Origin of the sequence: Pseudomonas sp. NPDC086581, assembly GCF_044746165.1 — a bacterium.
Lineage (GTDB): Bacteria > Pseudomonadota > Gammaproteobacteria > Pseudomonadales > Pseudomonadaceae > Pseudomonas.
The window spans coordinates 40,108-65,440 of the sequence record NZ_JBIVBR010000012.1 but is presented as its reverse complement, the minus strand read 5'-3'; the positions used below and the strand labels follow the sequence as shown (position 1 = coordinate 65,440).

At 64.5% G+C, this 25,333-nt stretch carries 18 protein-coding genes and 1 pseudogene; 5 read left to right on the top strand and 14 right to left on the bottom strand.

All coding sequences use genetic code 11. The annotated features are described in order from the left end of the window. Positions 1-65 precede the first annotated feature (65 nt). From ACIPK7_RS23025 to ACIPK7_RS23015, 3 genes are all read right to left on the bottom strand, one after another. Positions 66-3,731, bottom strand: a complete 3,666-nt coding sequence (locus tag ACIPK7_RS23025; RefSeq protein WP_401090588.1) for a translocation/assembly module TamB domain-containing protein — start codon at positions 3,729-3,731, stop codon at positions 66-68. Positions 3,732-3,745: 14 nt separating this feature from the next. Then, entirely contained in the window at positions 3,746-5,473 is a 1,728-nt protein-coding gene (locus tag ACIPK7_RS23020) for an autotransporter assembly complex family protein (protein WP_401090414.1), read from the bottom strand. 81 nt (positions 5,474-5,554) lie between these two features. Further along, positions 5,555-6,202 (bottom strand): GNAT family N-acetyltransferase, encoded by a 648-nt coding sequence (locus ACIPK7_RS23015; protein WP_401090412.1) that lies wholly within the window; start codon positions 6,200-6,202, stop codon positions 5,555-5,557. A gap of 129 nt (positions 6,203-6,331) precedes the next feature. On the opposite strand from ACIPK7_RS23015, the gene xthA reads away from it, so the two are divergent. Beyond that, positions 6,332-7,144, top strand: a complete 813-nt coding sequence (gene xthA, locus ACIPK7_RS23010) for an exodeoxyribonuclease III (RefSeq protein ID WP_401090410.1) — start codon at positions 6,332-6,334, stop codon at positions 7,142-7,144. Positions 7,145-7,201: 57 nt separating this feature from the next. On the opposite strand, the gene ACIPK7_RS23005 is transcribed toward xthA, so the two are convergent. The 4 genes from ACIPK7_RS23005 to ACIPK7_RS22990 form a co-directional block, all read right to left on the bottom strand. After that, positions 7,202-8,503, bottom strand: a complete 1,302-nt coding sequence (locus ACIPK7_RS23005; RefSeq protein WP_401090408.1) for a hypothetical protein — start codon at positions 8,501-8,503, stop codon at positions 7,202-7,204. Between the two features lie 212 nt (positions 8,504-8,715). Then, the gene (locus tag ACIPK7_RS23000; RefSeq protein WP_192434481.1) at positions 8,716-9,366 is read right to left on the bottom strand and encodes a response regulator transcription factor; all 651 of its coding nucleotides are present in this window, start codon (positions 9,364-9,366) and stop codon (positions 8,716-8,718) included. A 220-nt stretch (positions 9,367-9,586) separates the two neighbouring features. Next, positions 9,587-11,953 carry a hypothetical protein gene (locus ACIPK7_RS22995; protein WP_401090405.1) on the bottom strand — a complete coding sequence of 789 codons (2,367 nt, stop codon included), beginning with the start codon at positions 11,951-11,953 and terminating at the stop codon, positions 9,587-9,589. Positions 11,954-12,099: 146 nt separating this feature from the next. Next, positions 12,100-12,342: a hypothetical protein gene (locus tag ACIPK7_RS22990; RefSeq protein WP_192434477.1), complete on the bottom strand. Its 243-nt coding sequence runs from the start codon at positions 12,340-12,342 to the stop codon at positions 12,100-12,102. Positions 12,343-12,540: 198 nt separating this feature from the next. On the opposite strand from ACIPK7_RS22990, the gene ACIPK7_RS22985 reads away from it, so the two are divergent. The 3 genes from ACIPK7_RS22985 to ACIPK7_RS22975 all read left to right on the top strand — a co-directional run bounded on the left by ACIPK7_RS22985 (position 12,541) and on the right by ACIPK7_RS22975 (position 15,353). Next, on the top strand, positions 12,541-13,923 hold the full coding sequence (locus tag ACIPK7_RS22985; RefSeq protein ID WP_192434475.1) for a substrate-binding domain-containing protein: 1,383 nt from the start codon (positions 12,541-12,543) through the stop codon (positions 13,921-13,923). Between the two features lie 220 nt (positions 13,924-14,143). Continuing rightward, positions 14,144-15,187, top strand: a complete 1,044-nt coding sequence (locus ACIPK7_RS22980; RefSeq protein ID WP_401090403.1) for a TerC family protein — start codon at positions 14,144-14,146, stop codon at positions 15,185-15,187. After that, positions 15,153-15,353: a hypothetical protein gene (locus ACIPK7_RS22975; RefSeq protein ID WP_192434471.1), complete on the top strand. Its 201-nt coding sequence runs from the start codon at positions 15,153-15,155 to the stop codon at positions 15,351-15,353. Before ACIPK7_RS22980 ends, ACIPK7_RS22975 begins: the two co-directional genes overlap by 35 nt. 328 nt (positions 15,354-15,681) lie before the next feature. Here the strand turns inward: ACIPK7_RS22975 and ACIPK7_RS22970 are convergent, their stop codons facing one another. Continuing rightward, on the bottom strand, positions 15,682-16,911 hold the full coding sequence (locus ACIPK7_RS22970; RefSeq protein ID WP_301534993.1) for an acyl-CoA dehydrogenase: 1,230 nt from the start codon (positions 16,909-16,911) through the stop codon (positions 15,682-15,684). A gap of 167 nt (positions 16,912-17,078) precedes the next feature. Between ACIPK7_RS22970 and ACIPK7_RS22965 the strand changes: the two genes are divergently transcribed. Beyond that, entirely contained in the window at positions 17,079-18,011 is a 933-nt protein-coding gene (locus tag ACIPK7_RS22965; RefSeq protein ID WP_184593259.1) for a LysR family transcriptional regulator, read from the top strand. A 156-nt stretch (positions 18,012-18,167) separates the two neighbouring features. On the opposite strand, the gene ACIPK7_RS22960 is transcribed toward ACIPK7_RS22965, so the two are convergent. The 6 genes and pseudogenes from ACIPK7_RS22960 to ACIPK7_RS22935 all read right to left on the bottom strand — a co-directional run. Next, on the bottom strand, positions 18,168-19,295 hold the full coding sequence (locus ACIPK7_RS22960; protein ID WP_401090401.1) for an acyl-CoA dehydrogenase family protein: 1,128 nt from the start codon (positions 19,293-19,295) through the stop codon (positions 18,168-18,170). Between the two features lie 10 nt (positions 19,296-19,305). Beyond that, positions 19,306-20,490 (bottom strand): acetyl-CoA C-acyltransferase, encoded by a 1,185-nt coding sequence (locus tag ACIPK7_RS22955; RefSeq protein WP_401090399.1) that lies wholly within the window; start codon positions 20,488-20,490, stop codon positions 19,306-19,308. 16 nt (positions 20,491-20,506) lie between these two features. Further along, a complete protein-coding gene (locus ACIPK7_RS22950) occupies positions 20,507-21,277 on the bottom strand; it encodes a 3-hydroxyacyl-CoA dehydrogenase (RefSeq protein WP_401090397.1) in 771 nt (256 codons plus the stop codon). Between the two features lie 18 nt (positions 21,278-21,295). Beyond that, complete coding sequence (locus ACIPK7_RS22945) at positions 21,296-22,960, bottom strand: acyl-CoA synthetase (RefSeq protein ID WP_401090395.1); 1,665 nt, start codon at positions 22,958-22,960, stop codon at positions 21,296-21,298. Between the two features lie 200 nt (positions 22,961-23,160). Continuing rightward, positions 23,161-23,916: a methyl-accepting chemotaxis protein gene (locus ACIPK7_RS22940; protein WP_401090586.1), complete on the bottom strand. Its 756-nt coding sequence runs from the start codon at positions 23,914-23,916 to the stop codon at positions 23,161-23,163. Positions 23,917-24,018: 102 nt separating this feature from the next. Further along, positions 24,019-25,137 (bottom strand): annotated as a pseudogene (locus tag ACIPK7_RS22935) (HAMP domain-containing protein); the annotation flags it as partial. Positions 25,138-25,333 lie beyond the last annotated feature (196 nt).

Below are 25,333 nucleotides of genomic sequence, written 5' to 3'. Positions count from 1 at the left end.
TGCCGAGTACCTTAAGGGGCTATGAAGGCTGTCAGCGGCGCGGATGCGCCGCTGACAGCGAGCACTCAGAAGTCGCGCTTGTAGAAGATGTCCAGGGAACTGGCCAGGCCGCTGGCGGCCTCCAGGTAGACCTTCTTGCTCAGCAGGTAGCGCAGCGCGATGGTGTTGGCCGGCTCGAACACACCCACGCCGTAACGCAGGCTGAGGCGGTCGGAAAGCTGGCCGCTGGCGACCACACTGGTGCTGTTGCCGGTGCCTTCGGTGTCCAGTTGGAAGTCCTGGATGCCCAGGCGCTGGGCGACTTCACCGGTCAGCGGCGCGCTGCCTGCCAGGCCGAGCGCCAGGGCCGCCTCACCGAGCATGTTGCTGTCCTCGCCGCTGGACATCGGTCGGCCCAGCACCAGGTAGGACAGCGCCTGCTGCTGGCTCATGGCGGGCTCGGAGAACACCTCGCTGCGCGGCTGCTCTGCGTTGCCGGTCAGGCGCAGGCCGGCGACCACGTCGTCGACTTTGCGGATCGCCTCGACATCGAGGAACGGCTGGTCGATAGGCCCAGCGAACAGCAGGCGTGCGCGGCGGATGGTCAGCTTCTGACCGTAGGCGCGGTAGCGGCCGTTGTTCAGGCGCAGTTCGCCACGGGTATCCATGTTGTCGCCGATGTGCACCTGGCCGGCCAGCTCCGCATTCAGGCCGAAGCCGCTGAAGGTCAGCTTGTCGCTGCCGACCCTGACGTCGATATCCATGTTCACCGCCAGGGCGCTTTTCGGCTCCTGCTTCGCGCCGACGATCACGGTGTCGTCGGATACCTTGACCGTGGATGGCGGCAGCTGGCGAATAGTGATGGCGCCGCGCGGCACCTGCACCGAGCCCGAAACGGCGAGCCTTTCACCCGCCATCTGCACGGTGAGATCAGGCTCCACCTCGAGGTTGGCGTAGGGCTCCACTGTTACCGGCAGGCGGCTGCCACGCAGCTTCACGTCGACATCCAAGCCACTGAACCAGGCGATACGTCCGGAAAGGCTGCCGTTGCCATGCTCTCCAGCCTTCCAGTCGCCGCTCAGGTCGACCTGCTCGCCGGCGATCCGCGCGGTGACCTGCAACTGCTCGAAACGGGTCGGCAGGTCGCCGCCGGAGATTTCCCCGTCGTTCAGGTGCAGCTCGCCATCCACCCGTGGTGCCAGCAGGCCGCCAGAAATCTGCCCACTGCCGTTGAGGTGGCCTTTCAGGGTTTCCACCATGGGCGCAAAGGGCCGCGCCACGGCGATGTCCAGGCCACTGAGGTTGAAGGTGCCGCTCACCGGCTTGGCTCTCGGCCGCGGGTCGAGCTGGACCTGGGCCTGCAGGCTTCCGAGCTTGTCGCCCTGGAACTGCAGGCTGGTGTCGATGCGCCGGGGCGTCAGGCGGCTCTCCAGCTGCAGGCGCTGGTAGGGGAAGTCGACCCACTCCTCCTGCTCCTTGATGCGCAGGGTGCCGTTGTTGGCATTGATCAGGATGGAGCCGTTGGGGCCGCTGGCGGGCAGGTCGAGCTGCACGTCGCCGTCGAGCTTGCCCTTCCAGGCGAAGTCCTCGGGCAGCCAGCGCGCCAGGCTGTCCAGTGGGAACTCGCGCAGGTGCATGCGCAGGCGTGGGTCGGGCATCAGCCGCTGGTCTTCCATGCACAGGCTGGCGGGGCCGGAAGCCCAGCAATGGGCACCGAGGTTGATCCGACCGTCCGCCAGGCGCTCCAGGCGTGCCGGCTGTTGCAGGCGCCAGTCCTGGCCACCGCTCTGGATGTCGCCTTTTGCCAGTCGTCCACGCCAGTCCTTGCCGTTCCAGTTGCCGTCCAGGCCGAGGTCGAGCGCCACCGGCTTACCCGTCAGGTTGAGGGCGAGTTGCTGACGCTTCAGGTCGCCGCTGCCATCGAGCTTGAGCACGCCGAAATCCGTTTCACCGCTGTGCAGACCCTGGGCTGTCAGGTTGATGCGACCACGCTGGGCGGCGTCGAGGGCAGCCGTCAGGTCCAGCGTGCGCAGGCCCTGGTCGGCGTAGGCGACGCGCTGGCCATCGAGTTTCAGTTGGCCTTGCGGCGCCTGCAGTGTGCCAGCCAGGTCAAGACGGCCACTCACATGGCCAAAAAGCTGTGGCCACAGTTGACCGAGGCGATTCAAGGCGATGTCCAGGCGGCCGGAAAGGCGCTGGTCCAGCGCGGCCTGTCCGCTGATGCGGTTGTCGCCCAACTGCAGCACCAGGCCGTCGAGCTTCCACGCCTGCCCCGCCGCCATGGCATTCGCTTTGAAGGCAGCGGGTTGGCCGCGCAGACGGCCCTGCAGGTCAAGGTTGGCATCGAGGTTCAGCGCCTCGCCCTTGAACGAGCCCTTGCTGCGCAGCGGCCCGCCGAGGCGGCCGGGCATCTCGGCGAGCCAGTAGGCCGGGTCGAGATCGGACAGGTCGAGCGCCGCGTCCCAGGTCACTGCATCGGCGAAACCGACCTTCAGGTGCCCTTCCGCCTTGCCCTGCCCCGCCACCAGTTTCAGTGACGGCAGGAAGACTTCCACGAGGTTGCCCGACACCGGGCTGGCCAGGGTGAAGTCACCGGCCGGCCCCTTGAAGGCCCCGTCAAAATTGCCCAGGTAGGCGCCGTCGCTGTAGCTCACTTCGGCCTTGAAGGTGTGCACGCTCACTGGCGGCTCGTCAATCTCCGGGTACAGGCGACGCCAGGGGAAGTCCAGCCAGTCGAGCTGGGCGTTGGCGGCAAATGCGTCCTTCCAGTCCAGACGGCCGGTGACCGCCACGCGCTGGTCCTTGGCGGCGCTCAGGTCGAGTGCGGCGATATCCGCACCCTCGGCGTCGACGCGGCCGCGCAGGGTCAGCACCACCGGGCTTTCCTCGGCGGGCAGCACAGCGGCACCAGCCAGCTGGTAGCCATCCTTGAGGTTGCCGCTGGCATTCAGGCGCAACTGGTTCAGCGTCAGCGTGTCGGGTAAGGACGCATCGGCCTTGAAGCCGTCGGCGGTGACCAGCGCGGTGGCCGGCAGGTTCTCCGCCAGTGGCTGCAGGTCTCCTTCCAGGTCGCCGTTCAGGTAGCCACTGCTCTGTGCCTGCAATTTGAGGTGGCCCATCAGCTCGCCCTTGGCCTGCAGTTGCAGGTTCCAGGGCTTCTCGCCCGGCGCCGGCAGCCCAAGAGTACCCTCGGCCTCCAGCGGCCAGCCCTGGGTCGGCTTCAGCAGGCCCTTGAGCGACAGGTTCAAACCATCGCGGGCGAGCTTCACCGAGTCAATGTGCAGGCCTTCGTGGTCCCAGTGCGCGGCCAGTTCGGCGTCGCGCAGTTGCTCCTGGCCATCGAGCAGGAAGCGACCGATACGGATATCGCCCAGCTCCAGCGACAGCGGCAGGCTCAGATCGGGCAGCTCAATGGGGCCGGACGATTCGCTCGGCTCGCTCGGCGGCAAGGTCAGCAGCACTTCCTTGGCCACAACCTTGTGCAAGCACAGGGTCATGCGCAGCAGGCAGGCCGGTGACCAGTCGATCTGTGGCTGATCCAGCACCAGGCGGGTGGCTCCGTCGGTCCACTCCACACGTTTGGCGCTGAAACCACCGGCAAGGCGGCCGTCAAAATCATCGACGCTCAGGCCCGGCGCCCAGCTCAGCACCGCGCGGCTGCCCGCAGGCGTGCAGAGCAAGGCGGCCACCACGATGACCAGCAGCAGGATCAGCCCGAGCAGGCCGCCCAGGCTCCAGCGCAGCGCGCGCATCCAGCCTGCGCGGGTCACAGTTCAGGCCCCATGGAGAAGTGCAGGCGGATGCCGCCGTCTTCGTCCAGGCCGTCGGCGAGGTCCAGACGCAGCGGACCGACCGGGGAAATCCAGCGGATGCCGATACCGACGCCGGTCTTGATCGAGGGGAAGTCCAGCGAGTTGAACGAGTTGCCCTGATCGACGAAGGCTGCAATGCGCCAGCGCTCTGCGATGGGGTACTGGTATTCGACGCTGCCGGCGACCATGTAGCGGCCACCGATGCGGTCGCCGTCTGAGTTCTTCGGCGACAGTGTCTGGTAGTCGTAGCCGCGCACGCTCTGGTCGCCGCCAGCGAAGAAGCGCAGCGACGGCGGGATCGCGCTGTAGTCATTGGTGGCGATGGCGCCGACCTGAATGCGCCCAAGCAAGCGCTGTCCTCCCCAGAAACTGGTCACGCCCTTGGCCATGGCGTTGATATGGGCCACGTCGGCGTCCGCCAGCAGCCCTTCCTTGGCACCTTTCACCTCGAACTGCAGGCGATAGCCCTTCCCAGGATCGATCTTGTTGTCGGCCTCCAGGATCGAATAACCGATACCCGGCATCAGGAAGCTGCTGGTGCCATTGTCGTCGCCGAGCTTGTACTCCTCGCGCTGCCAGTTCAGCGAGACGACCCGCTGCCAGCCGCTGTCGAGTTTGTGGTGCCACTCGCCGCCGAGGGTCAGCAACTTGCTTTCGGTGTCCACCAGGTCCTCGTACTGGTAACCGCTGGTGAAGCGCAGCTTGTCGGTGAGCGGCGGGTCCAGCGGAATCTCGTACCAGGCGCCGACGTTCTGGCGGGGCGCGGAAATCTCGGCCTCGAAGCCGAGGCTATGGCCCTGCGGGTTGACCCAGTGGCGGGTCCAGGTCGCCCGTGCGCGCGGGCCGACATCGGTCGAGAAGCCCAGGCCGAGGCCCATGGTGCGTGGCTTGCGCACCTCCAGATGAACGTTCACCGGCACCACTTCGCCATCGGCGTTGGTCGGCGCGGCATCCACCCGCACACCATCGAAGTAGCCGCTGGACTGCAGCGCCTGGTTGAGGTCGGCGATCTGTTCGGAGTCGTAGTCGGCGCCTTCCTTGAACGGCACCATGCGCCGCAGCAGGTCCTCGTCGAAGGGGAAATCGCCAGCGAATTCGACCTTGCCCAGGCGATAACGCGGCCCGCTGGCGTATACCAGCTCGATGTCCGCCACGCCGGCTTCGGGGTCGATGCGCAATTGCTGCTGGGTAAACTGGCCACGGAAGAAGCCAAAGCGTGAGGCCTGGTTCTGGATCAGCCGCTTGGCGTCCTCGTAGGCGCCGTGGTTGAGCTGCGCGCCGGGCTTCAGGGCGTCGCCACCGGGCACCCGGAAGCTCTTGAGCTGGGCGGCCGGGCCTTCGACGCGCACGGTGACGTTACGCAGATGAATGGGCTCGCCGGGCCGGACGTTGATGCGCAGGGTGGGCACCTTGTCATCGGTCACCCGGCCACGGATGCGCGCCTGGTAGTAACCCAAAGCCTGGGCGGCCTTCTGCGCCTGCTCCACGGCATTGCGCCGGAATCTTTGCAGGGCCGCCTGATCACGCTCGCCAAGGCTGCCCAGATAGGCCTCGATATTGGCCTTGAGCGCAGCGTTGGCGGGGGTGATACGAACGTCGAGATGGGCTTCGGCCGCCAGTGTCCTCTGCAAGCAGAAGGCCAGTACCAGCAGAAGCCCAAGCAATCCTTGGACAACTCTCATGGCGCGAAATGCTAGCACGGGTTTTCCCCGTATTGCCTTTCTTAGAGGCCATAGGACGCGTCTGAGGATTCAAAGCACCGGCTATCCCGCCGACACTTTCACCGCCTCGCGCCCGTGGACGGGATGGAACAGCACGTGCTCGCGAATCGGCCCCAGCGCCACCTCCCCCAGCTCCTCGTAACCATGGCGCCGGTAGAATTCCAGGTAGCGGGCATTACCCGTATCCAGCACCAGCCCCTGGGAGCCGCCATCCTCGGCGCACCAGGCGTGCAGTGCATCGAGCAGCTGCTCGCCCAGGTGCTTGCCCTGGAACTCCGGATGCACGCCGATCAGCGGCAGGACGTGATAAGGCCCCGGCGGCAGGCAGCCAAGCACGGCGGCGTGGTAGTCCAGATAGCGCCGGGTGCAACCCAGGCCGGTGGTGAGCAGCATGCGCATGCGCCAGAACCAGCTCTCGGTGACGTCCAGACGACGCTGCGGCGGCACCACCAGCGCCACGCCCACCAGGCGACCCTCGATCAGCAGGCCGATGGCTGGCAGTTCCTCGAGGAAGTGCTGGTTGACCAATTCGCGGACGGTCGCCCGCACGCGCTGGTCGAAACCGGCACGGTCGGATTCGAACAGGTAGGCGAAGGTGGGTTCGTGGCGATACGCGTGATAAAGCAGCGAGCGGACTTCACGACTGTAGTTGCCGTCTAGCAGACGGACTTCGGCGAGGTTATCAGGCATGCGGACGCCTCTTCGGGTGAGTTCTTCTTATGGTTATGAGTCCAGCCACAAAACCCTAGCAGCGCCTCGCCGGGGTCGCCAGGGTCGGCCCACCTGGGCTAGCATCGTGCTTTTGCCAGGGCGCCCAGGATGAAAATCGTCTCCTTCAATATCAACGGTTTGCGCGCACGTCCCCACCAGCTCCAGGCGATCATCGAACGCCACCAGCCAGACGTGATCGGCCTGCAGGAAACCAAGGTCGCCGACGAGCAGTTCCCCCGCGAGGAGATCGAAGCCCTCGGCTACCACGTGCATTATCACGGGCAGAAAGGCCACTACGGCGTTGCCCTGCTCTCCCGCCAGGAGCCGCTGGAATTGCAACGCGGCTTCCCCAATGACGGCGAGGAATCCCAGCGCCGCTTCATCTGGGGCACCTTCCAGGACGCCGACGGCCAGCCGATCACCGTGATGAACGGCTACTTCCCCCAAGGCGAGAGCCGCGACCATCCGGTGAAGTTTCCCGCCAAGCAGCGCTTCTACGCCGACCTGCAGGACCTGCTGGAAACCCGCTTCCAGCCCGACCAGCCGCTAGTGGTGATGGGCGATATCAACATTTCGCCGGAAGACTGCGACATCGGCATCGGCGAAGAGAACCGCAAGCGCTGGCTGAAGACCGGCAAGTGCAGCTTCCTGCCGGAAGAACGCGAATGGCTGGCGCGCCTGAAGGGCTGGGGCCTGGTGGACAGCTTCCGCCTGCAGAACCCAAGCGTGGACGACCGCTTCAGCTGGTTCGACTACCGCAGCCGTGGTTTCGAGGACACGCCCAAGCGAGGCCTGCGCATCGACGTGATTCTTGCCTCCGAGGCGCTGCGTGGTCGCATCGCCGAGACCGGTGTGGACTACGATATCCGCGGCATGGAAAAGCCCTCGGACCACGCGCCGATCTGGCTGCAGTTGAAGTAATCGCCCTGAACGAAAAAGCCCGGCCAATGCCGGGCTTTTTCATTTCTCGGTGAGCGATCAGGCGTCTTCCGCGCCGGTCGCGACCGTCTTGCTGATGGCGCTGTAGGTCGTGTTAAAGCGCACGGTCTCGTTGAAACCCTTGACGATGGCACCGAAGCGCTCCTTGGCATCGAGCAGCTGCTTGAAACGGTCCGCCAACTCGCCGCTCTGGCGCTGCAGGCCGGCCTCACGGTCATCCAGCTCCTGAACCCGCGCACGCAGCTGGTTCTGCTGGCGGTCGATGCTCTGCTGTTCCTGGCTCAGGACCTCAGCGCGCTTGATGGTCGCCCGGTCGCGGCTATCGACGGTTTCGGCCAGGGCCTGCAGCGCACTGCTACGCTCGGCGAGCACAGCAGCATTATGTTCGGCTACGCGCTCGATGCACTGCTTTTCCTCCTGCAAGCGCTGTTCCTGCTGACTCAGGCGCTGTTCTCGCTCGGCCAACTGACGCTCACGCTCCTGCGTCGCCAGACGCCGCTCCTCCAGCGCCTCGCGCATCTTTGTGATATCCAGCTTCTGCTGAGACAGCCCCTGGGCCATGCCGGCCAACGAGTCGAGAGTGGACTGCACATCGTGAAGTACACCATCGGTTTCAAGGGCCGAAGATTGGCGCACGGAAACGGCGGACTCCACAGGCACCTGGGAACTCGCAGTTTCGGAATTGGCGGGTTGGGCTTGGGAGTTCATGGCGAAAGGGGCCTCGTTCGAAATAGGAGAGCTTGGCTGGCTGGCAAGCAGCATGGTTGCCGCGTCAGCCGTATTGGATTCAATGCCCTGCACTGGTGTCGGTAACAGAAGCGCATCGAGCAGGTTGGTGACTGCGCCATCTTCGGTAATCGTGCTGACACCCGTGGAAACACCAGTATTTCTGGGCAGCGGCCCGACAAACTCGAAGCTGTCGGGCTCGCCAGCGTCCAGTCCCGAACAGGCCGAGGCCAGTTCGGCGAGATCTCTTTCGAGGTTTTCGAAGGCCTCGAAGGTTTGCGGATCCTGAGGTTGCCCGGAAGACGATGAGAGATTGCCCTGTATCGGGATATAGCCTGCCGATAACACCGGGCGAACGATGCCCTCGGAGCGCTCGGACGAGGGAGTTATCTGGCCAGCCAACTCTTCCTCGTTACCGGAAGAGCGAAGCGCAGTCGCCTGATCGGACGGCTGAGGGACAGCCATGGCTGCCAATCCTTCATCCTGATGTCCCTCGAACCACTTCGTATCTGAAGTCATGAATCGTCCTACCTTGAGGATGGTCAGCCGCGTCGCCCCATTGCACAGTTCGACAATAGCGAACGAGGCGGGAAGCTCGATGCCCGTTGCGATCAAGCGCAATCAGGCCGACTGAAAGAACCGGTGGAATGCCCCACTAATTCTCAGCTGCGGAAGTAAGGGGCAAGTTGCAGTGAGAATTCTTACAACTTGGAACCACTGTGAATGTCAGTAAATTCCTGCTTAGACGAAGGAAAACTATGCAAGGCAATTAGGCCGAATCGACTCAGTCGTACGGCTATCCAACTTTGCCAAGGCCACCTGCCCCACTACAAAACTGGAAGCGCTGTCAGGCGCTGAAGCAGGCCGATTTCCTCACAGATGGTGAACAGTTCCTCCAGGGTCGAAGCAGACAGCTTTCGCATCAGCTGCCGCTTATGCTGACCTATGTTCTCGCCCGATAACGCCAGAATTTCTGCAAGCGAGGCCACTGAATGCCCACGATGCAGGCCATGCAGTATGGCGACCAGGTGGGCAGAGAGGACCAGCGCCGACTTCAGCCGGGGATCGCCATCCAGCGGCAAGCGTCCATGCTCGGGATACACCTTGCCGCCAGCGAGAACGGCATCGACAGCCCGACCGATCAAGGCCAGTCGATCATTCATCAGCAAAAATCCAGACACGCCGGTGCGAATCGCCCGTTGAATGCTCAGCGGCGAACCAAGGCTGGAGCAGACCAGCACAGGTGTGGTGGGCTTGAGCCGGCCATCGCGCCGGAGCATGGTGACCAACTGCATGCCATGAATGTCCGGCAGCTCCAGCGTAACCACCAATAGGTCGCAGTCGCTGGCGTCCATATCACTAAGGGCTTGCCGTGCAAGTCTGAAATACACGTCGCACTGGTGGCCGTGCTCCAGAAGAAACCGGCGGATGGTGACGCAGTCACGTCGAGACGGTTCGATGAGTACTATGCGGGCCATGATCTTCCTTGCAACAAAAGCCCTGCGGGTCGAGTGCGGCATGGCGCGTTGAATGGGCCTAGCGCAGTGGTCGATGCCGCAGGAATGTCACTGACTGGCCATGTCAGCTAAATGCATCGCTGGCGCAGCGAAGGGGTCGGACAGTTCCATGTCTCGCCCCGTTTCGACCATCCCTCTCTGCGACAGGTGCTTGCGGCCAGCGCCTGCTATACCGCCTCGGTCACTCGTTGACCGCCTTGGAAATGGCGGACAAGGTGCTGTTGAACTGCACTGTTTCGTTGAAGCTCTTCACAATGGCACTGAACTTGTCCTTGGCACTCTGCAATTGCTTGAGCCGTACGCCCAGTTCCTCACTCTTGCGCTTGAGGGCGCTCTCCCGCTCATCCAACTCACTGGCTCGGATACGCAAGCTAGCCACCTGTTCATCGATGTGCTGCTGCTCCAACTGGATCGACTCAGCACGTTTGGTGGTGCTCTTGTCGCGCAGATCGACGGTCTGAGCCAGCTCCTTGAGCGCTTCGCTGCGCTCGCTTAGCAGACGGTTGTTCTCAGCGGCCATGCGATCGAGGTTTGTCTTGGCCTCCTTGAGATGTGTCTCCAGTTGCAGAAGACGTTCTTCCTTGTCTCCCGCCAGGCGCTCACGCTCCTGAAGCTGCGCGTCCCACTCTTCCAGCTCTTCCTGCAGGCGACCAGCTGCCTGCTTCTGCTGGGTCAGCCCCTGGGCCATACCCGCGAGAGAATTCAGGGTGCTCTGGACATCCGACAGCACATCGTCCGAATCTGCCTCGAACTGGGGCACGCTCAGTGTGGTCGCTACCTCCAGCAGGTCCACAGACGCTATGGGAGCGGAGCCCTGTACGTCGGATTCGGATATCTCATCGCGCATTTCGGTCATTTCAGTTTCCTTCTGGATAAAGATTCCCTGAAGCGCCGCCGCTTCGGGGGTACGGTATTCGGCCCGCCGGGCCTCGGCGACAAGGGGCGCGGAAGTAGTGCCGGCAACTCCAGTCGCTGCCTCCGAGTCGACCTGAGCCGTCGGCACTGCATCGTGATCGACGCTGGCCGCAGACAAAACAGCCAGGGCATCCTCCAGACTCGCGATCATTGGTTCGAAACTGAACTCGTCGGGACCGAAGTCCTCCCCAATCTGATCGAGCACGAGCTTGTTTCCAGTGGGCAAATTGGGCTGCAGGGGCGACCCCATGTTTTCCAGGTGCACGCCAGTCAGGCCAGGATCCATACAGACATCAGCAGTCTCCGGCTTCAGCGACTCGGTGCCCCCCTGAGCAGCAGGCGTGATCACCGATATAGCCAAGGGTTCCGCGATAGCGGCGTCGGTGGCGGTCACACACACTTCCGCAGCAACCGGCACATCGACACGTTGCACAACGGGCTCAGGCGCTGCAGTCGGTTGAGGCCTCGCCGCGACCTTGCGGATGGCGCGAATGCCACTGACAACAAATGCCGGGGCTGTCCTCCCCGATAGTTCAGGAATTCCACCCCCTTCCGCTTGGGCAGGCTCGTCGGCGACCGTTGTCAGCGGATGGCGTACAGGAACGTCCCGCGCCTGTCCATCCATTGCATCAACTGCTTCGAAGGCACTCTCGGGGTCGGCTTCTGCGCTGGCCTCTGGCGCGGCCAGTTCGGGAGTGTCGAGAACGGTCTCGCGCTGTAATGGTGGCTCAACAAGCTGCTCCGCAGAATCTGCCACTGAGGCCGACTGCGCCGAGGACTCTGCCGCGAACGGCGAAGACTCCTCCATCACGTCGAGTTCGGACAGCTGCACTAACGCTGCGGCTAGGGGCAGCGAAACCTTCGACACTTCGACGCTCTCAGGTGTTTCATCAGCGGAGTCATCCTCGTCGTGTTTACTTGTCTCCGATGGGAGCGAGGTATCCGGCCTGTCTGGCGATGTCGTTGCAAGAACTGTTACGGATTGCAGAGCGTCGGTAGTCAATGAGTCCAGCGACTCTTCCGCGGCGGACGGGGCTTCTCGAGGGCCCTGGCCCTGGAGCGACTGCATCGATGCCGCCTCGGAAATGCCTTGCTCCGAAGCAGCCCCACCCTCGATGGGGCTCTTCAGCGTCGGTGCCGGCTGAGCACCGTCGGCCTCGCGCGCGGCGAGCAGCTCATCGAGTTCGGCGCCGGAATCCTCTGCCTCGGTCTCCACCGGCACCTGCTGCAATGCATCATGAAGCCTTGACTGTCGGGCGAAATTCGCGAAATCCAGAATCATCTCGGTGGTCAGTTCGAAACCAAGCTCCTCGATACGGGCGGGAGCGTCATCATCGTCCTCCGGACGTCTCAGGACGCTTATGGCCGAATGCGCGCCAGATCCAACCGCAACTGCCGAAGGCCGCGCACTCAGCATTCCGGCGTTGGTCAGCAGATGCAGCCATGAGCGCAAAGGCTGAAACGACAACTGGACGCCCTGGAAGGACAAGTCCCGGGGAGATGGCAAGCTCAGTGCACGGCGCCGCCATGGTCTCCCCCAGTGAGGAGCAGAGGCGATGTGCAGGGCTAGAGCGGTAGGCTTCACGCGATGCGCGGAGCCAGCCAGGACTGGTGCGCTGAGGGGTTGGTTCATGATCACTTTCCGGCGGGAACGTTGAAACGGCGCAAGTTTCGCTTGGCCGGAATGCAGGTGTTATCAGGCTTTCCTGATGATCCCCGAGATTTTTCCTATCACTTCATCAAGATTCTTGTTGGCGGCAACGCTCGGCTGGCATCGACTCAGTCGTGGCCCACATGGTGCGAATTCTTTCGGGAAAGTTTGTTGGCAGAGAGGCTCTGCACAACGCCCGCGAGATCCACCACCGTGACCAGGACAAACATCGGCACCACCAGCATGAGCATAGAGGACGTCACTGGGAGCGTCCCGTCCGGCGCGACCGCCATCGATCCGGCCATCAGCACGGCCAACAGGATGAGCACGAGCTTCATCAGAACCGACGCGAAATCGAGGATCTCGTCCATTTGGTACTCCGGCAAAGCCAAATTCGGGCGACAGGTATAGCCCTGCCATGACGGCGCAGAAATAAGAAAATTCCGCCAATCCACCAGTCATGTCCGAAGGCAGTGGTAACTGCCCTGCCCCGCAGCCAAGCGTCATATCGATGCAATGATTCCGACTTAATCTGCCGCGCCAACGATGCCTCAAATGGAAGTTGACCCATGCAGTACAAGTCGAGCCCCAGCGATGCGCAACCCTGGCCCGTCACCATCGCCTGGCTCACCATCGCATTTATCTGCTACGCGTTTCCCTGGTCGGCCTTTGCCGCCCTGCCCTCATCCCAGGACGGCGAGCCGGTGCTGCGTATCCAGGGCTCCAACACCATCGGTGCCCACCTGCTGCCGGAATTGGTGACGGGCCTGTTGGTCAGCGAGGGCTACACGGACGTCAGCGCCAAGCCGGGAAAGGCAGAGAATGAACAGCGCCTCGTCGGCCGCAGCAAGGAAGGCAAGGAGGCCATCATCGACCTTGCTGCCCACGGCTCCAGCACCGGTTTCGTTGCCCTGAAGGACAACAGTGCCGAGCTTGCCGCCGCTTCGCGCCCGATCAAGGACGCCGAGGTTGCGGGCCTGTCGGCATCAGGCAACCTGCGCAGCGCCAAGGCCGAACAGGTGATCGGCATCGACGGCCTGGCGATCATCGTCAACGTGGCCAATCCGCTGGACGAACTGACCACCGATACACTGGCGAAGATCTTCTCCGGCGAGGTGAAGACCTGGGAAGAAGTCGGCGGACGCGGCGGAGCCATCCACTTGTATTCCCGCGACGACAACTCCGGCACCTTCGATACGTTCAAGGAGCTGGTGCTCGCCAGCAACGGTAAGGCACTGGCCAGCGCCGCGCAGCGTTTCGAATCAAGTGACCTGCTGTCCGCCGAAGTGAGCAAGGACCCGCAGGGGATTGGCTTCGTCGGCCTGTCCTCCATCCAGAAGGCCAAGGCGCTGCGCATTGCAGACGGCAACTCCCAGGCGATGCCACCGTCGACCACGCTGATCGCCACCGAGGACTATCCGCTGTCGCGCCGCCTGTTCCTCTACATGAAGCCCGAGGAGCCGAATCGCTGGGCCCGCGCCCTGCTGCAGTTCGCTCAGGGCGACAAAGGTCAGGCGCTGGTCAGCGCCAGCGGCTTCGTCGGCCAACGCGTACAGGCGGTGAAGATGGCGCCGCGCGCCGGCATGCCGGAGAACTACCAGGCCCTGGCACGCGACGCCGAGCGCCTGTCGGTGAACTTCCGCTTCCGCGAAGGCAGCGCCACCCTGGACAACAAGGCCCAGCGCGACATCGATCGTCTGCTGGCTTACCTGCAGCAGAACGGCAAGATGAACAAGCGGGCTGTGCTGGTCGGCTTCGGCGATCCGAAGCAGGACCCGGCGCGCGCCGAACTGCTCTCCAAGCTGCGCGCCATGGCCGTGCGCCGCGAGCTGGCGAAGGAAGGCGTGATGTTCCGCGAGATCAGCGGCATGGGCGATGCCCTGCCGGTGGCGGCCAACAGCGACAACGACGGTCGGGTGAAGAACCGCCGCGTCGAGGTCTGGGTGTACTGAGCCGTCTTGCCAGTAACGAGCCTTCCGAGGATCAGCGTCTAGACTTTCCGTCAGACGTTGACTCCTCGGTCTCGAATCCATGTAGGAACTTGTTACGTTCCATCGCTTGCCTGAGGCGTCCGCTCTGCTATTTTCCCGCCAGTGACGCCGGGCCCCTCTGACGGTTGCCAACCGCCATGTCGGAGTCACTTTTCGACAACGACACTAAGGGAGGGGCCACATGACAGCTCTGCACGCCTTTTTGACCGAACCATTCCTCGGAACCGCCACCTGGTTCTGGCTGGCCTTCCTGGCCATCGTGATTCTTCTACTCGTACTCGACCTGGGCGTCCTGCAACGCGACCACCATGAAATCGGTGTGCGCGAGAGCCTGATGCTTTCCGCCGGCTACTTCGCCTGCGGCCTGGCCTTCGGTGGCTGGGTCTGGTACGAGTTCGGCGCCACCAGCGCGGTGGAGTACTACACCGGTTTCCTCGTCGAACAGTCGCTCTCCATGGACAACGTGTTCGTCATGGCGATGATCTTCGGCTTCTTCGGCATCCCCCGCCGCTACCAGCATCAGGTGCTGTTCTGGGGCATCCTCGGCGCCATTGTCATGCGCGCGCTGATGATCGGCCTGGGTGCTGCGCTGGTGAAGGAATTCGAGTGGATCATGTACGTGTTCGGCGCCTTCCTGCTGTTCAGCGGCGTGAAGATGCTGTTCAGCAAGCATGACGACGAGCCGGACCTGGCGAACAACCCGGTGCTGAAATTCCTGCGCAAGCGCATCCGCATGACCGACACCATTCACGAGCACCACTTCTTTGTGAAGATGCCGGATGCCTCGGGCAAGCTGGTGCGCCACGCCACCCCGCTGTTCCTGGCGCTGATCCTGATCGAACTGGCTGACCTGGTGTTCGCCGTGGACAGCGTGCCGGCGATCTTCGCCATCACCCAGGACCCGTTCATCGTCTACACCTCGAACATCTTCGCGATCCTCGGCCTGCGCGCCCTGTACTTCTCGCTGGCAGCGATGATCCACCGCTTCGTCTACCTGAAGTACGCCCTGGCGCTGGTGCTGGTGTTCATCGGCACGAAGATTTTCCTGCATGGATTCATCGGCAAGGTTCCCGCGGCCCTGTCCCTTGGCGTAACCTTCGGTCTTTTGGCAGGTGGCATACTGCTATCCTTGCTCAAGACCCGCCGGACCAGCGAGGAACCGCTGGAAATCGTCAGCCAGGAGAGGCCCCATGCAAGCGCTGGAGGTGAGGATCGAAGCCGTTGAGTTTCGCGGCCGGGCCTATTGGCAGGTCCGCCTCGGTCGTCGCGCGCTGCGTTTCCCCCATGAGGCCGCCGCGCGCGCCTTCGCCGCCCAGTTGCACACGCGGCGGGAGTGGCTGATCGAGCAGCGGGCGACGAGCGACGGGCCGGAGCCCACTCCGCAACAATGAACGAACAAGGCCAGCTTGCGCTGGCCTTGTTCATTGGGCGGGGCGAAGAACCTCACGTAGGGCGCATAACCCGGAACGGGTTATCCGCCGATGGCATCGATGGCGGATAACGCCGTAGGCGTTATGCGCCCTACCCTCTGTCTTCTTTCCGGGAAGTTTGTGCCGACGTTTCCCCCTCACCCCAGCCCTCTCCCTCAGGGAGAGGGGGCAGAGCGCGCCGGCTGAAGTCATATTTTCATCCTGCACCGAACGGTACGCTTTCCCTGCGGGTGAGGGGCGATCATGAAAAAGGCCCGCATCAGCGGGCCTTGTTCATGGTTGCCTGGGATCAGCGGCTGCTGCGCAGCGCGTCACGCGGCACGTACTTGCCGATCTCGAACTTGCCGATGGCGGCGCGGTGCACTTCGTCCGGACCGTCGGCCAGGCGCAAGGTGCGCTGCATGGCATAGAAGTACGCCAGCGGGGTGTCGTTGGAGACGCCGGCGCCGCCGTGCATCTGGATGGCGCGGTCGATCACCTGCAGGGCGACGTTGGGCGCGACGACCTTGATCTGGGCGATCTCGCTCTGGGCAATCTTGTTGCCGGCTGTGTCCATCATGTACGCGGCATGCAGGGTCAGCAGGCGGGCCTGGTTGATCTCGATGCGCGAGTTGGCGATGTGGTCGATGTTGCCACCCAGGCGCGCCAGCGGCTTGCCGAAGGCGGTACGGCTGACGGAGCGCTTACACATCAGTTCCAGAGCGCGCTCGGCCATGCCGATGGAACGCATGCAGTGGTGGATGCGGCCTGGGCCGAGGCGACCCTGGGCGATCTCGAAGCCGCGGCCTTCGCCGAGCAGCACGTTCTCGTACGGTACGCGGACGTTCTCGAAGAGCACTTCGGCGTGGCCGTGGGGTGCGTCGTCGTAGCCGAACACCGGCAGCGGACGGAGGATTTTCACGCCGGGAGTGTCGGTGGGCACCAGGATCATCGAGTGCTGCTGATGACGCGGTGCGTCCGGGTTGGTCAGGCCCATGAAGATCATGATCTTGCAGCGCGGGTCGCAGGCACCGGAGGTCCACCACTTGCGGCCGTTGATGACCCATTCGTCACCGTCGCGTACTGCGTTGGCTTCCATGTTGGTGGCGTCGGAAGAAGCCACGCCCGGTTCGGTCATGGCAAAGGCGGAGCGGATCTCGCCGCGCAGCAGCGGCTCCAGCCAGGTGCGCTTGTGCTCTTCGGTGCCGTAGCGCACCAGCACTTCCATGTTACCGGTGTCCGGCGCGGAGCAGTTGAAGGGCTCGGAGCCCATCAGCGAGCGACCCATGATTTCCGCCAGCGGCGCATATTCCATGTTGGTCAGGCCGGCACCCAGCTCGGACTCGGGCAGGAACAGGTTCCACAGGCCCTCCGCCCGGGCCTTGGCCTTGAGCTCTTCCATGATGGCCGTGGGCTGCCAGCGGTCGCCTTGCGCCACTTGCTCCTCGAAGACCTTCTCGGCGGGATAGACATAGGCATCCATGAACGCGGTAACGCGTTCACGCAGGTCCTGAACCTTGGCGGAATATGCGAAATCCATGGGGGCTAACCTTCTGGCGGCGGTTGTTTATGTGGTGATGATGCTAGAACAGCCAAAGCCATTTACCCAGCCTATTATCCGAATCAATGAACATTCATAACCCGTATGGACCTGAGCGTCCGTTCGGGTATGATCGACCGCAGAACAACTACAAGCGGAGCCCTGGAATGAACCTCAGCAAGGTCGATCTGAACCTGTTCATCGTCTTCGACGCGATCTACACCGAAGCCAACCTGACCCGCGCCGGACAGATAGTCGGCATCACCCAGCCGGCCGTTTCCAACGCTCTCGCCCGCCTGCGTGAAACCTTCAATGACCCGCTCTTCGTGCGCACCGCCCAGGGCATGGTGCCCACTCCGATGGCGCAGAACATCATCGGGCCGGTGCGCAACGCGCTGCAGCTACTGCGCGTCTCGGTGCAGGAGAGCCGCACGTTCACGCCGACCCAGGCGAGCAAGACCTACCGCATCAGCATGACCGACCTCACCGAGGCCATCGTCCTGCCGCCGCTGTTTCAGCGACTGCGCCGCCTGGCGCCGAACGTGCACATCGAGAGCTTCCTCTCCAAGCGCCGCGAGACCACCAAGGAACTGGCCGCCGGTCGCCTGGACTTCGCCGTGGACGCGCCACTCAACACCGACCCGCAGGTGCGCCACGTCAAGCTGATGGAAGACCGCTACGTTTGCGCCATGCGCCAGGGCCACCCGCTGGCCAAGGACAAGCTGAGCCTGGAAGAATACCTATCGGTGGCGCACATTCAGATTTCCAGCCGCCGCAGTGGTCTGGGCTATGTGGACCTGTCGCTGGGCAAGATGGGTCTGCAGCGCAAGATCGCCCTGCGCTCGCAGCACTACCTGATGGCTTCGACCGTGGTGCAGCAGACCGACATGGTGGTCACCGTGCCCGAGCGCTTCGCCCGCCACCACGGCCTACATTTCGTCGACCTGCCGGTGAACGACGTGCCCAAGTTGGAAACCCACTTGTACTGGCACGAAAGCACCGACCAGGACCCGGCCAACCGCTGGATGCGCGAACAGATCATCGAGCTTTGCCAGCAGGTGACGGCGCGGGAAGCGCGCGAGGCGGCAGAGCGCGCCTGATGCTTCCGGCGATACCCATCGAGGGTATCGCTTCGCTCCACGCCATCCTACATTGGTATGCCCGAGCCAACCCTGTAGGAAAAACAAGCCACCCGCAGACCCCGCCCTGCCGAAGTGCCTGTCCAACGAACAGGCCGGGGTCTGCCGGCGAACCCTTCAAAGACTGCGCGCGATCACCAGCCGCTGCACGTCGCTGGTGCCTTCGTAGATCTGGCACACGCGCACGTCGCGGTAGATGCGTTCCACCGGGTAGTCCTGCAGATAGCCATAGCCGCCGAGGGTCTGGATCGCCGCAGAGCACACGCGCTCGGCCATTTCCGAGGCGAACAGCTTGGCCATGGAGGCTTCGGTCAGGCACGGCAGGCCGGCTTCGCGCAGGCTGGCGGCGTGGTGGACCATCTGCCGGGCCACGGCGATCTCGGTCGCCATGTCGCTGAGGCGGAAAGCCACAGCCTGGTGCTGGATGATCGGCTTGCCGAAGGTCTCGCGCTCGTGGGCGTAGTCGCGGGCGTATTCGAAGGCCGCGCGGGCCATGCCGACGGCCTGCGAGGCGATGCCAATGCGCCCGCCTTCGAGATTTGCCAGGGCAATGGCATAACCCTGCCCCTCTTCACCCAGCCGGTATCTGGCCGGGACGCGCACGTCATCGAAGGCTATCTGGCAGGTATCGGAAGCGTGCTGACCGAGCTTGTCCTCGACGCGCAGCACGCGGTAGCCGGTGGTGTCGGTGGGCACGATGAACGCGCTGATGCCCTTCTTGCCCGCCGCCGCATCGGTCACCGCGAAGACGATCACCAGGCCGGCATGCTTGCCGGAGGTGATGAACTGCTTGCTGCCGTTCAGCACGTAGTGGTCGCCGTCGCGGCGCGCGCGGGTCTTCAGGAAACTGGCGTCCGAGCCGGCCTGCGGTTCGGTCAGGGCGAAGGCGCCGATCATCTCGCCGCGGGCCAGCGGCACCAGGAACTGGCGCTTCTGCTCGTCGTTGCCGAACTTGGCAATGGGCATGCAGCCCACGGAGTTGTGCACGCTCATAATGGTCGAGCAGGCGCCGTCGCCGGCGGCGATTTCCTCCAGGGCCATGGCGTAGGCCAGGTGACCGGTCTGCGCGCCACCCCACTGCTCCGCCACCAGCATGCCGAGGAAACCGAGGTCGGCCATTTCCTTGATGGCTTCGGCCGGGAAGCGGTGCTCGCGGTCCCAGTCGGCGGCGAAGGGTTTCAGCTGCTCCTGGGCGAACTGGCGGGCAACGTCGCGGATCTGGATGTCTTCTTCGCTGGGAATCATCACTCGCTCCTTAGGCCAGGCGCTCGACCGCGATGGCCGTGGCTTCGCCGCCACCGATGCACACCGAGGCCACGCCGCGCTTGAGGTCGTACTGCTTGAGCGCCGACAGCAGGGTCACGATCACCCGCGCGCCGGAAGCGCCGATGGGGTGGCCGAGGGCGCAGGCACCGCCGTGGACGTTGAGCTTGTCATGGGGGATGTCCAGGTCGCGCATGGCGGCCATGGCAACCACGGCGAAGGCTTCGTTGACCTCGAACAGGTCGACGTCGCCCAGCGCCCAGCCGGTGCGCTGCATCAGGCGCTCGACTGCGCCCACCGGGGCGGTCGGGAACAGGTTCGGCGCGTCGGCGTAGGACGAATGCCCACGGATTGCCGCCAGCGGCGTCAGGCCACGCTTCTCAGCTTCGGATAGGCGCATCAGCACCAGCGCGGCGGCGCCGTCGGAGATGGAACTGGCATTGGCCGCCGTCACCGTGCCGCCGTCGCGGAACGCCGGTTTCAGGGCGGGGATCTTGTCCAGCTTGGCCTTCGGCGGCTGCTCGTCTTCGCTGATGGCGCGCAGTTCCTTGCCGGACTTGACCGTCACCGCGACGATCTCGTCCTTGAAGCGGCCCTCGCTCATGGCCTTTTGCGCGCGCGTCAACGAGGTTATGGCGTAGTCGTCCTGCTGCTCGCGGGTGAAGCCGTATTTCTCGGCGCAATCCTCGGCGAAAGTGCCCATCAGGCGGCCCTTGTCGTAGGCGTCTTCGAGGCCGTCGAGGAACATGTGGTCGAGCACCCGGCCATGGCCCATGCGGTAGCCGCTGCGGGCGCGCTCCAGCAGGTAGGGCGCGTTGGACATACTCTCCATGCCGCCGGCCAGGGCGACGCTGGCGCTGCCGACGAGGATGGCGTCGTGGGCCATCATCGCGGCCTTCATGCCCGAGCCGCACATCTTGTTCACCGTGGAGCACGGCGTGCCGCGCGCAAGGCCTGCGCCCAGCACTGCCTGGCGCGCCGGCGCCTGGCCCTGCCCGGCGGCAAGCACGCAGCCGAACACGGCTTCGTCCACTTCTTCGGCGCCCAGGCGGGCGCGTTCGACAGCAGCACGGATCGCCGCCGCGCCAAGGGTGGCTGCGGTCACGTCCTTGAAGTCGCCGAGGAAGCCGCCCATGGGAGTACGGGTGGCGCTGACGATGACGATGGGATCGTTCATGACTCTGACCTCCTGCTTACTTCGCGGCCATGCGGATGGCGCCGTCGAGGCGGATGACCTCGCCGTTGAGCATGGTGTTCTCAATGATGTGGCGGGCCAGCGCAGCGTACTCGTCCGGGCGGCCGAGGCGCGGCGGGAACGGCACGCTGGCGCCGAGGGAATCGCGTACTTCCTGGGGCATCGCGGCCATCATCGGCGTCTCGAAGATGCCAGGGGCGATGGTCATCACGCGGATGCCCGAGCGCGCCAGTTCACGGGCGATCGGCAGGGTCATGCCGACCACCGCGCTTTTGGAAGCGGAGTACGCGGCCTGGCCGATCTGCCCGTCGAAGGCGGCGACCGAGGCAGTGTTGATGATGATGCCGCGCTCGCCACCGGCGTCCGGCTCGTTCTGCGTCATGGCTTCGGCAGCCAGGCGCAGCATGTTGAAGGTGCCGATCAGGTTGATGTTGATCGTGCGGGTGAAGCTTTCCAGCCCGTGCAGGCCGTTGCGGCCGATGACCTTTTCCGCCGGGGCCACGCCAGCGCAGTTGGCCAGGCCGTGCAGTGCGCCGAAGCTGTCCAGCGCGAGTTGCACGGCGGCTTTGCCGTCCGCCTCGCTGCACACATCGGTGCGGATAAAGCGCGCACTCGCCTCGCCCAGCTCGGCAGCCTGGGCCGCACCGGCTTCGGCGTTGATGTCGGCCAGCACCACCTTGGCGCCAGCGCTCACCAGCAGCTTCGCAGTGGCCGCGCCGAGGCCGGAACCGCCGCCGGTGATGAGGAATACCTTGTCCTGGATCTGCATGAAGTCTCTCCGCTGTACTTAGTGAGCCGCCGCTTTCTCGGCCGCTTCGCGTTGTTTGGCGATCTCCTGGTTGCGCAGGAGGAAGCGCTGGATCTTGCCGCTGGGGGTCTTGGGCAGTTCATCGACGAACTCCACTTCCCGCGGGTAGCTGTGCGCCGACAGTCGCTTGCGCACGTACTGTTGTAGTTCCTCGGCCAGCTCCGCGCCCGGCCGGTAGGACGAACAGAGCACCACGAAGGCCTTGACCAGTTCGGTGCGCTCCGGGTCCGGCTTGCCGATCACCGCCGCCTCGATCACCGCCGGGTGTTCGATCAGCGCGCTCTCCACATCAAATGGGCCGACGCGGTAGCCGGAGGTGGTGATCAGGTCGTCGGCGCGGCCGACGAAGCTGATGCTGCCGTCGGCGTTCAGCTCCACGGTGTCGCCACTGAGGTAGTAGTCGCCGACGAAGGATTTGGTCTGCATGCCCTGGTAGCCGGCGAACCACATCAGCGGCGACTGGCGGCGATCCATGGCGAGCACGCCGGGCTGGCCGGCGGGCAGCTCGTTGCCCTGCTCATCCAGCACCACCACGCGGTGGCCGGGAATGGAGAAACCGGCGGCGCCCATGTGCACCGGGTGCTGCAGCTCGTGGTGGTTGGCCAGCACCATGCCCAGCTCGGTCTGGCCGTAGTGGTCGTGGATGGTCACGCCCAGCTCGCTGGCGAACCAGCGGATGACTTCCGGGGTCAGCGGCTCGCCGGCGCTGCTCACCGCGCGCAGGCGGCCCTTGAGCGGTTTGGACACCGCCTCGCCAGCAGCAATCAGCAGGCGGTAGGCAGTGGGCGAGCCGGCCAGGTTGGTGATGCCGTACTTGCGCACGATGCGGCAGGTGCTCTCCACCGTGAACGCACCTTCGTAGAAGGTGATCGGGTGCCCCATGGCCAGCGGCCCGGTAACGCCGTAATAGAGGCCGTAGGCCCAGCCCGGATCGGCGAGGTTCCAGAACGAATCTTCCTCACGCAGCCCGACCGCATCGCGCATGTAGCCGACGAAGGCTACGATGGCCTTCAGCGGGACGGCCAGCGGCTTGGCCAGCCCGGTGGTGCCGGAGGTGAACATCAGCAGGAAGGTGTCTTCGCCGCTGCGCAGCACCGGTTCGAAGTCCGGCGAGTGGCGTTCCAGTTCGGCCCAGAAGCTGTAATCGCCATGGTGGATGCCCTGCCCCTTCGGCCCGCCGACTGTCACCAGCGTGGGCGCGTCGGGCACCTCGTCGAGCTTGCCGCGGTTGGCGCCGTCGGTGACCACCACCTTGCTGCCGGCCAGCTTCACACGGTGCTCGATGGCCTTGGGCCCGAAGGCGGTGAACAGCGGCTGGTAGACCGCACCCAGGCGCCAGGTGCCGAGCACGGCGATCAGCAGCTCCGGGGTACGCGGCAGCATGCCGGAGACGACATCACCGGGACGCACGCCGAGGCCGTGCAGGAAGCTGGCGAAGCGGCCGGAAAGCTCCTTGAGCTGGGTGAAGGTGTAGGAGGCGCTATCGCCGTCCTTGCCCTCCCAGAACAGCGCGACGCGGCCGGGAATGGCGTGGCGGTCGCAGCATTCGACGCAGGCATTGAGGGCATCGAGGTTGCCGGCCAGGACGGCGTCGGCGGTGGCGCGGTAGTCGAATTCGGCCGTGGCGGCAGTATGGGAACGCATCGCGGAACTCCTGGGTTTGTTCTTGTCTGGAGTCCCCTGATGTTCCCGCCGCGCTGGCGCGCGGGCAATGTCGAAAGCCGCCAATCTGGATGAGCGGATTGGACAGCCCGGTGAGTACGTTTGTAGGGCGGATAACCTGTTCCAGGTTATTCGCCCTACGGTGTAACCGGACTGCCTTCCGTAGATGGCATGCCCGGAACTCAGACGCGGAACTGATCCATCAACCCCTGCTGATGATTCGCCAGCTTGTTCAGCGACTGGCTGACCTGCGCCGATTCCTGCGCCTGGCTGGACAGCGATTCGGTGACGTCGCGGATGCCGGCGACGTTACGGTTGATCTCCTCGGCCACCGCGCTCTGTTCCTCGGCGGCGCTGGCGATCTGCAGGTTCATGTCGGTGATCACGCCCACTGCGTCACCGATGCGCTTCAGCGCGGCCACGGCCTGCTCGACCTGACTCACGCTGTCCTGCGCCTGGCGATGGCTGTTGCTCATCGCGCCGACCACGTCGCGGGTGCCGTTCTGCAGGCCTTCGATGACCTGGCGGATTTCCTCCACCGAATCCTGGGTGCGCTTGGCGAGGTTGCGCACCTCGTCGGCGACCACCGCGAAGCCGCGACCGGCCTCACCAGCGCGGGCCGCTTCGATGGCGGCGTTGAGCGCCAGCAGGTTGGTCTGCTCGGCGATGCCGCGGATCACTTCCAGCACCGAGCCGATCTGCTCGCTGCTCTGTGCTAACCCTTCCACCTGGCTCATGGCGCTGCTCATGTCGCTGGCCAGTTCGTCGATCAGGCGGGTGGTGTTGTCGATCACGCTCAGGCCATCGCGGGTCGCGCCGTCTGCGCCGCGTGCGGCATCGGCAGCCATGGCGGCGCTGTTGGCGACGTCGTGGGCGGTGGCGCTCATCTCCTGAGAAGCGGTGGCGACCTGGTCGACCTCGCGGAACTGCTGCTGCATGCCGGCACTGGTCTGGCTGGCGATTTCCGAGGACTGGTCGGCAGTGGCGCGGGCGTCCTGCACCGAGGATTTCACGTCGCGGATGATCGGCTGCAGCTTGTCGAGGAAGCGGTTGAACCAGCCGGCCAATTCGCCCAGTTCGTCCTTGCCGCTGTAGTCCAGACGCTTGGTCAGGTCGCCTTCGCCGCTGGCGATGTTGCGCAGCATGGCGGCGACGCCCAGGATCGGACGGGTCACGCCGCGGGCGGTGAGCCAGACCAGCAGCAGCCCGACGACGGCAGCGGCGAGGCCGAACAGGGTCTGCCACAGTGCGCCGCTGGAGTTGCGATCATCCAGTTGTTTTTGCAGCTCCAGCGCGGGAGCCAGCAGCACGTCCTGCGGGACGTCGAGCACCACGGCCCAGGGCTTGGTGGCATCCGGGATCGGCAGCAGCGGTTGCAGTACGCGCAGCTGGCCGTCCTGCTCCAGCACCTGCGGACGACCGCCGGCCTGCAGGGACAACAGCTCGGCGGCCTGGCCGGGAATGGCCTTGGCCAGCGGCTGGCCGAGCAGCGCTTCGTCGCTGCTGTAGCCGGCGAGCAGGCCGGCCGGGCTGACGATGCTGACGCTGCCGGCGCCATCGTAGAGCTGACGGTCGCCGTCGACGGCGAGCTGCTGCAGGCGGCTGAGACTGATATCGATGCCGATCACGGCGATGACCTTGCCCTGGTCGATCAGCGGCAAGGTCACGGTGGTCATCAACACCTTGGTGCCCGAGGCACTGTCGAAATAGGGGTTGAGCACGCAGGCCTTGCGGGTCTGCAGCGGGCACAATTGCCAGGTGTTGAATGGGCTGCCGTCGAGCATGACGGAGGTGTCGGCGATCATGTCCTCGGTCACCGCCAGGCCGGTCATCTCGCCGGAGGTCTTCTGCGCCCAGTAGGCGCCGAAGCGGCCCTTTTCGTTGCTGCCGGCGTCTGGCTGGTCATGGAAGCCGGCGTCCTGGCCGTCCAGCGCATCGGGCTCGAAGACCACGTAGAGGCTGAGCAGGTTCGGGTTGCTCTTCAGGCTGTCGCGTACCAGTTGGTTGAGGTCCTTGCGCACGCCACCGGCATCCGCACCGTGCTTGATCGATTGCTCGCGCAGTTGGGCGACCTGGCGGGAGAACTGGTTGCCGAAGTGGTAAACGTCGGTGAAGAAGCGCTGGATGATCTCCGCCTGCTGCTCGCTGCGCGCTTGCATCCGCGACTTGGCCGCGTCCTTGAGCATGTCCGCGTTGGCCGCCTTGATCAGCTGCGCGTCGTGGTTCATCCGGAACAGCGAGAGGCCGACCAGCAGGCAGACGATGCAGAGCAGGCAGAGGCCGGTCAGCAGCGTGATCTTCCACTGGATCGAGAGGCGGGACAGGGGCATGGTTGGCGTCCTTGAGCAACAAGCA

Bases quoted from the DNA above. Each gene is read 5' to 3' on its own strand.
- ACIPK7_RS23025 (WP_401090588.1), bottom strand. From the start codon at position 3,731: ATGCGCGCGCTGCGCTGGAGCCTGGGCGGCCTGCTCGGGCTGATCCTG.
- ACIPK7_RS23020 (WP_401090414.1), bottom strand. From the start codon at position 5,473: ATGAGAGTTGTCCAAGGATTGCTTGGGCTTCTGCTGGTACTGGCCTTC.
- ACIPK7_RS23015 (WP_401090412.1), bottom strand. From the start codon at position 6,202: ATGCCTGATAACCTCGCCGAAGTCCGTCTGCTAGACGGCAACTACAGT.
- xthA (WP_401090410.1), top strand. From the start codon at position 6,332: ATGAAAATCGTCTCCTTCAATATCAACGGTTTGCGCGCACGTCCCCAC.
- ACIPK7_RS23000 (WP_192434481.1), bottom strand. From the start codon at position 9,366: ATGGCCCGCATAGTACTCATCGAACCGTCTCGACGTGACTGCGTCACC.
- ACIPK7_RS22995 (WP_401090405.1), bottom strand. From the start codon at position 11,953: ATGAACCAACCCCTCAGCGCACCAGTCCTGGCTGGCTCCGCGCATCGC.
- ACIPK7_RS22990 (WP_192434477.1), bottom strand. From the start codon at position 12,342: ATGGACGAGATCCTCGATTTCGCGTCGGTTCTGATGAAGCTCGTGCTC.
- ACIPK7_RS22985 (WP_192434475.1), top strand. From the start codon at position 12,541: ATGCAGTACAAGTCGAGCCCCAGCGATGCGCAACCCTGGCCCGTCACC.
- ACIPK7_RS22980 (WP_401090403.1), top strand. From the start codon at position 14,144: ATGACAGCTCTGCACGCCTTTTTGACCGAACCATTCCTCGGAACCGCC.
- ACIPK7_RS22975 (WP_192434471.1), top strand. From the start codon at position 15,153: ATGCAAGCGCTGGAGGTGAGGATCGAAGCCGTTGAGTTTCGCGGCCGG.
- ACIPK7_RS22970 (WP_301534993.1), bottom strand. From the start codon at position 16,911: ATGGATTTCGCATATTCCGCCAAGGTTCAGGACCTGCGTGAACGCGTT.
- ACIPK7_RS22965 (WP_184593259.1), top strand. From the start codon at position 17,079: ATGAACCTCAGCAAGGTCGATCTGAACCTGTTCATCGTCTTCGACGCG.
- ACIPK7_RS22960 (WP_401090401.1), bottom strand. From the start codon at position 19,295: ATGATTCCCAGCGAAGAAGACATCCAGATCCGCGACGTTGCCCGCCAG.
- ACIPK7_RS22955 (WP_401090399.1), bottom strand. From the start codon at position 20,490: ATGAACGATCCCATCGTCATCGTCAGCGCCACCCGTACTCCCATGGGC.
- ACIPK7_RS22950 (WP_401090397.1), bottom strand. From the start codon at position 21,277: ATGCAGATCCAGGACAAGGTATTCCTCATCACCGGCGGCGGTTCCGGC.
- ACIPK7_RS22945 (WP_401090395.1), bottom strand. From the start codon at position 22,960: ATGCGTTCCCATACTGCCGCCACGGCCGAATTCGACTACCGCGCCACC.
- ACIPK7_RS22940 (WP_401090586.1), bottom strand. From the start codon at position 23,916: ATGCAGCAGCAGTTCCGCGAGGTCGACCAGGTCGCCACCGCTTCTCAG.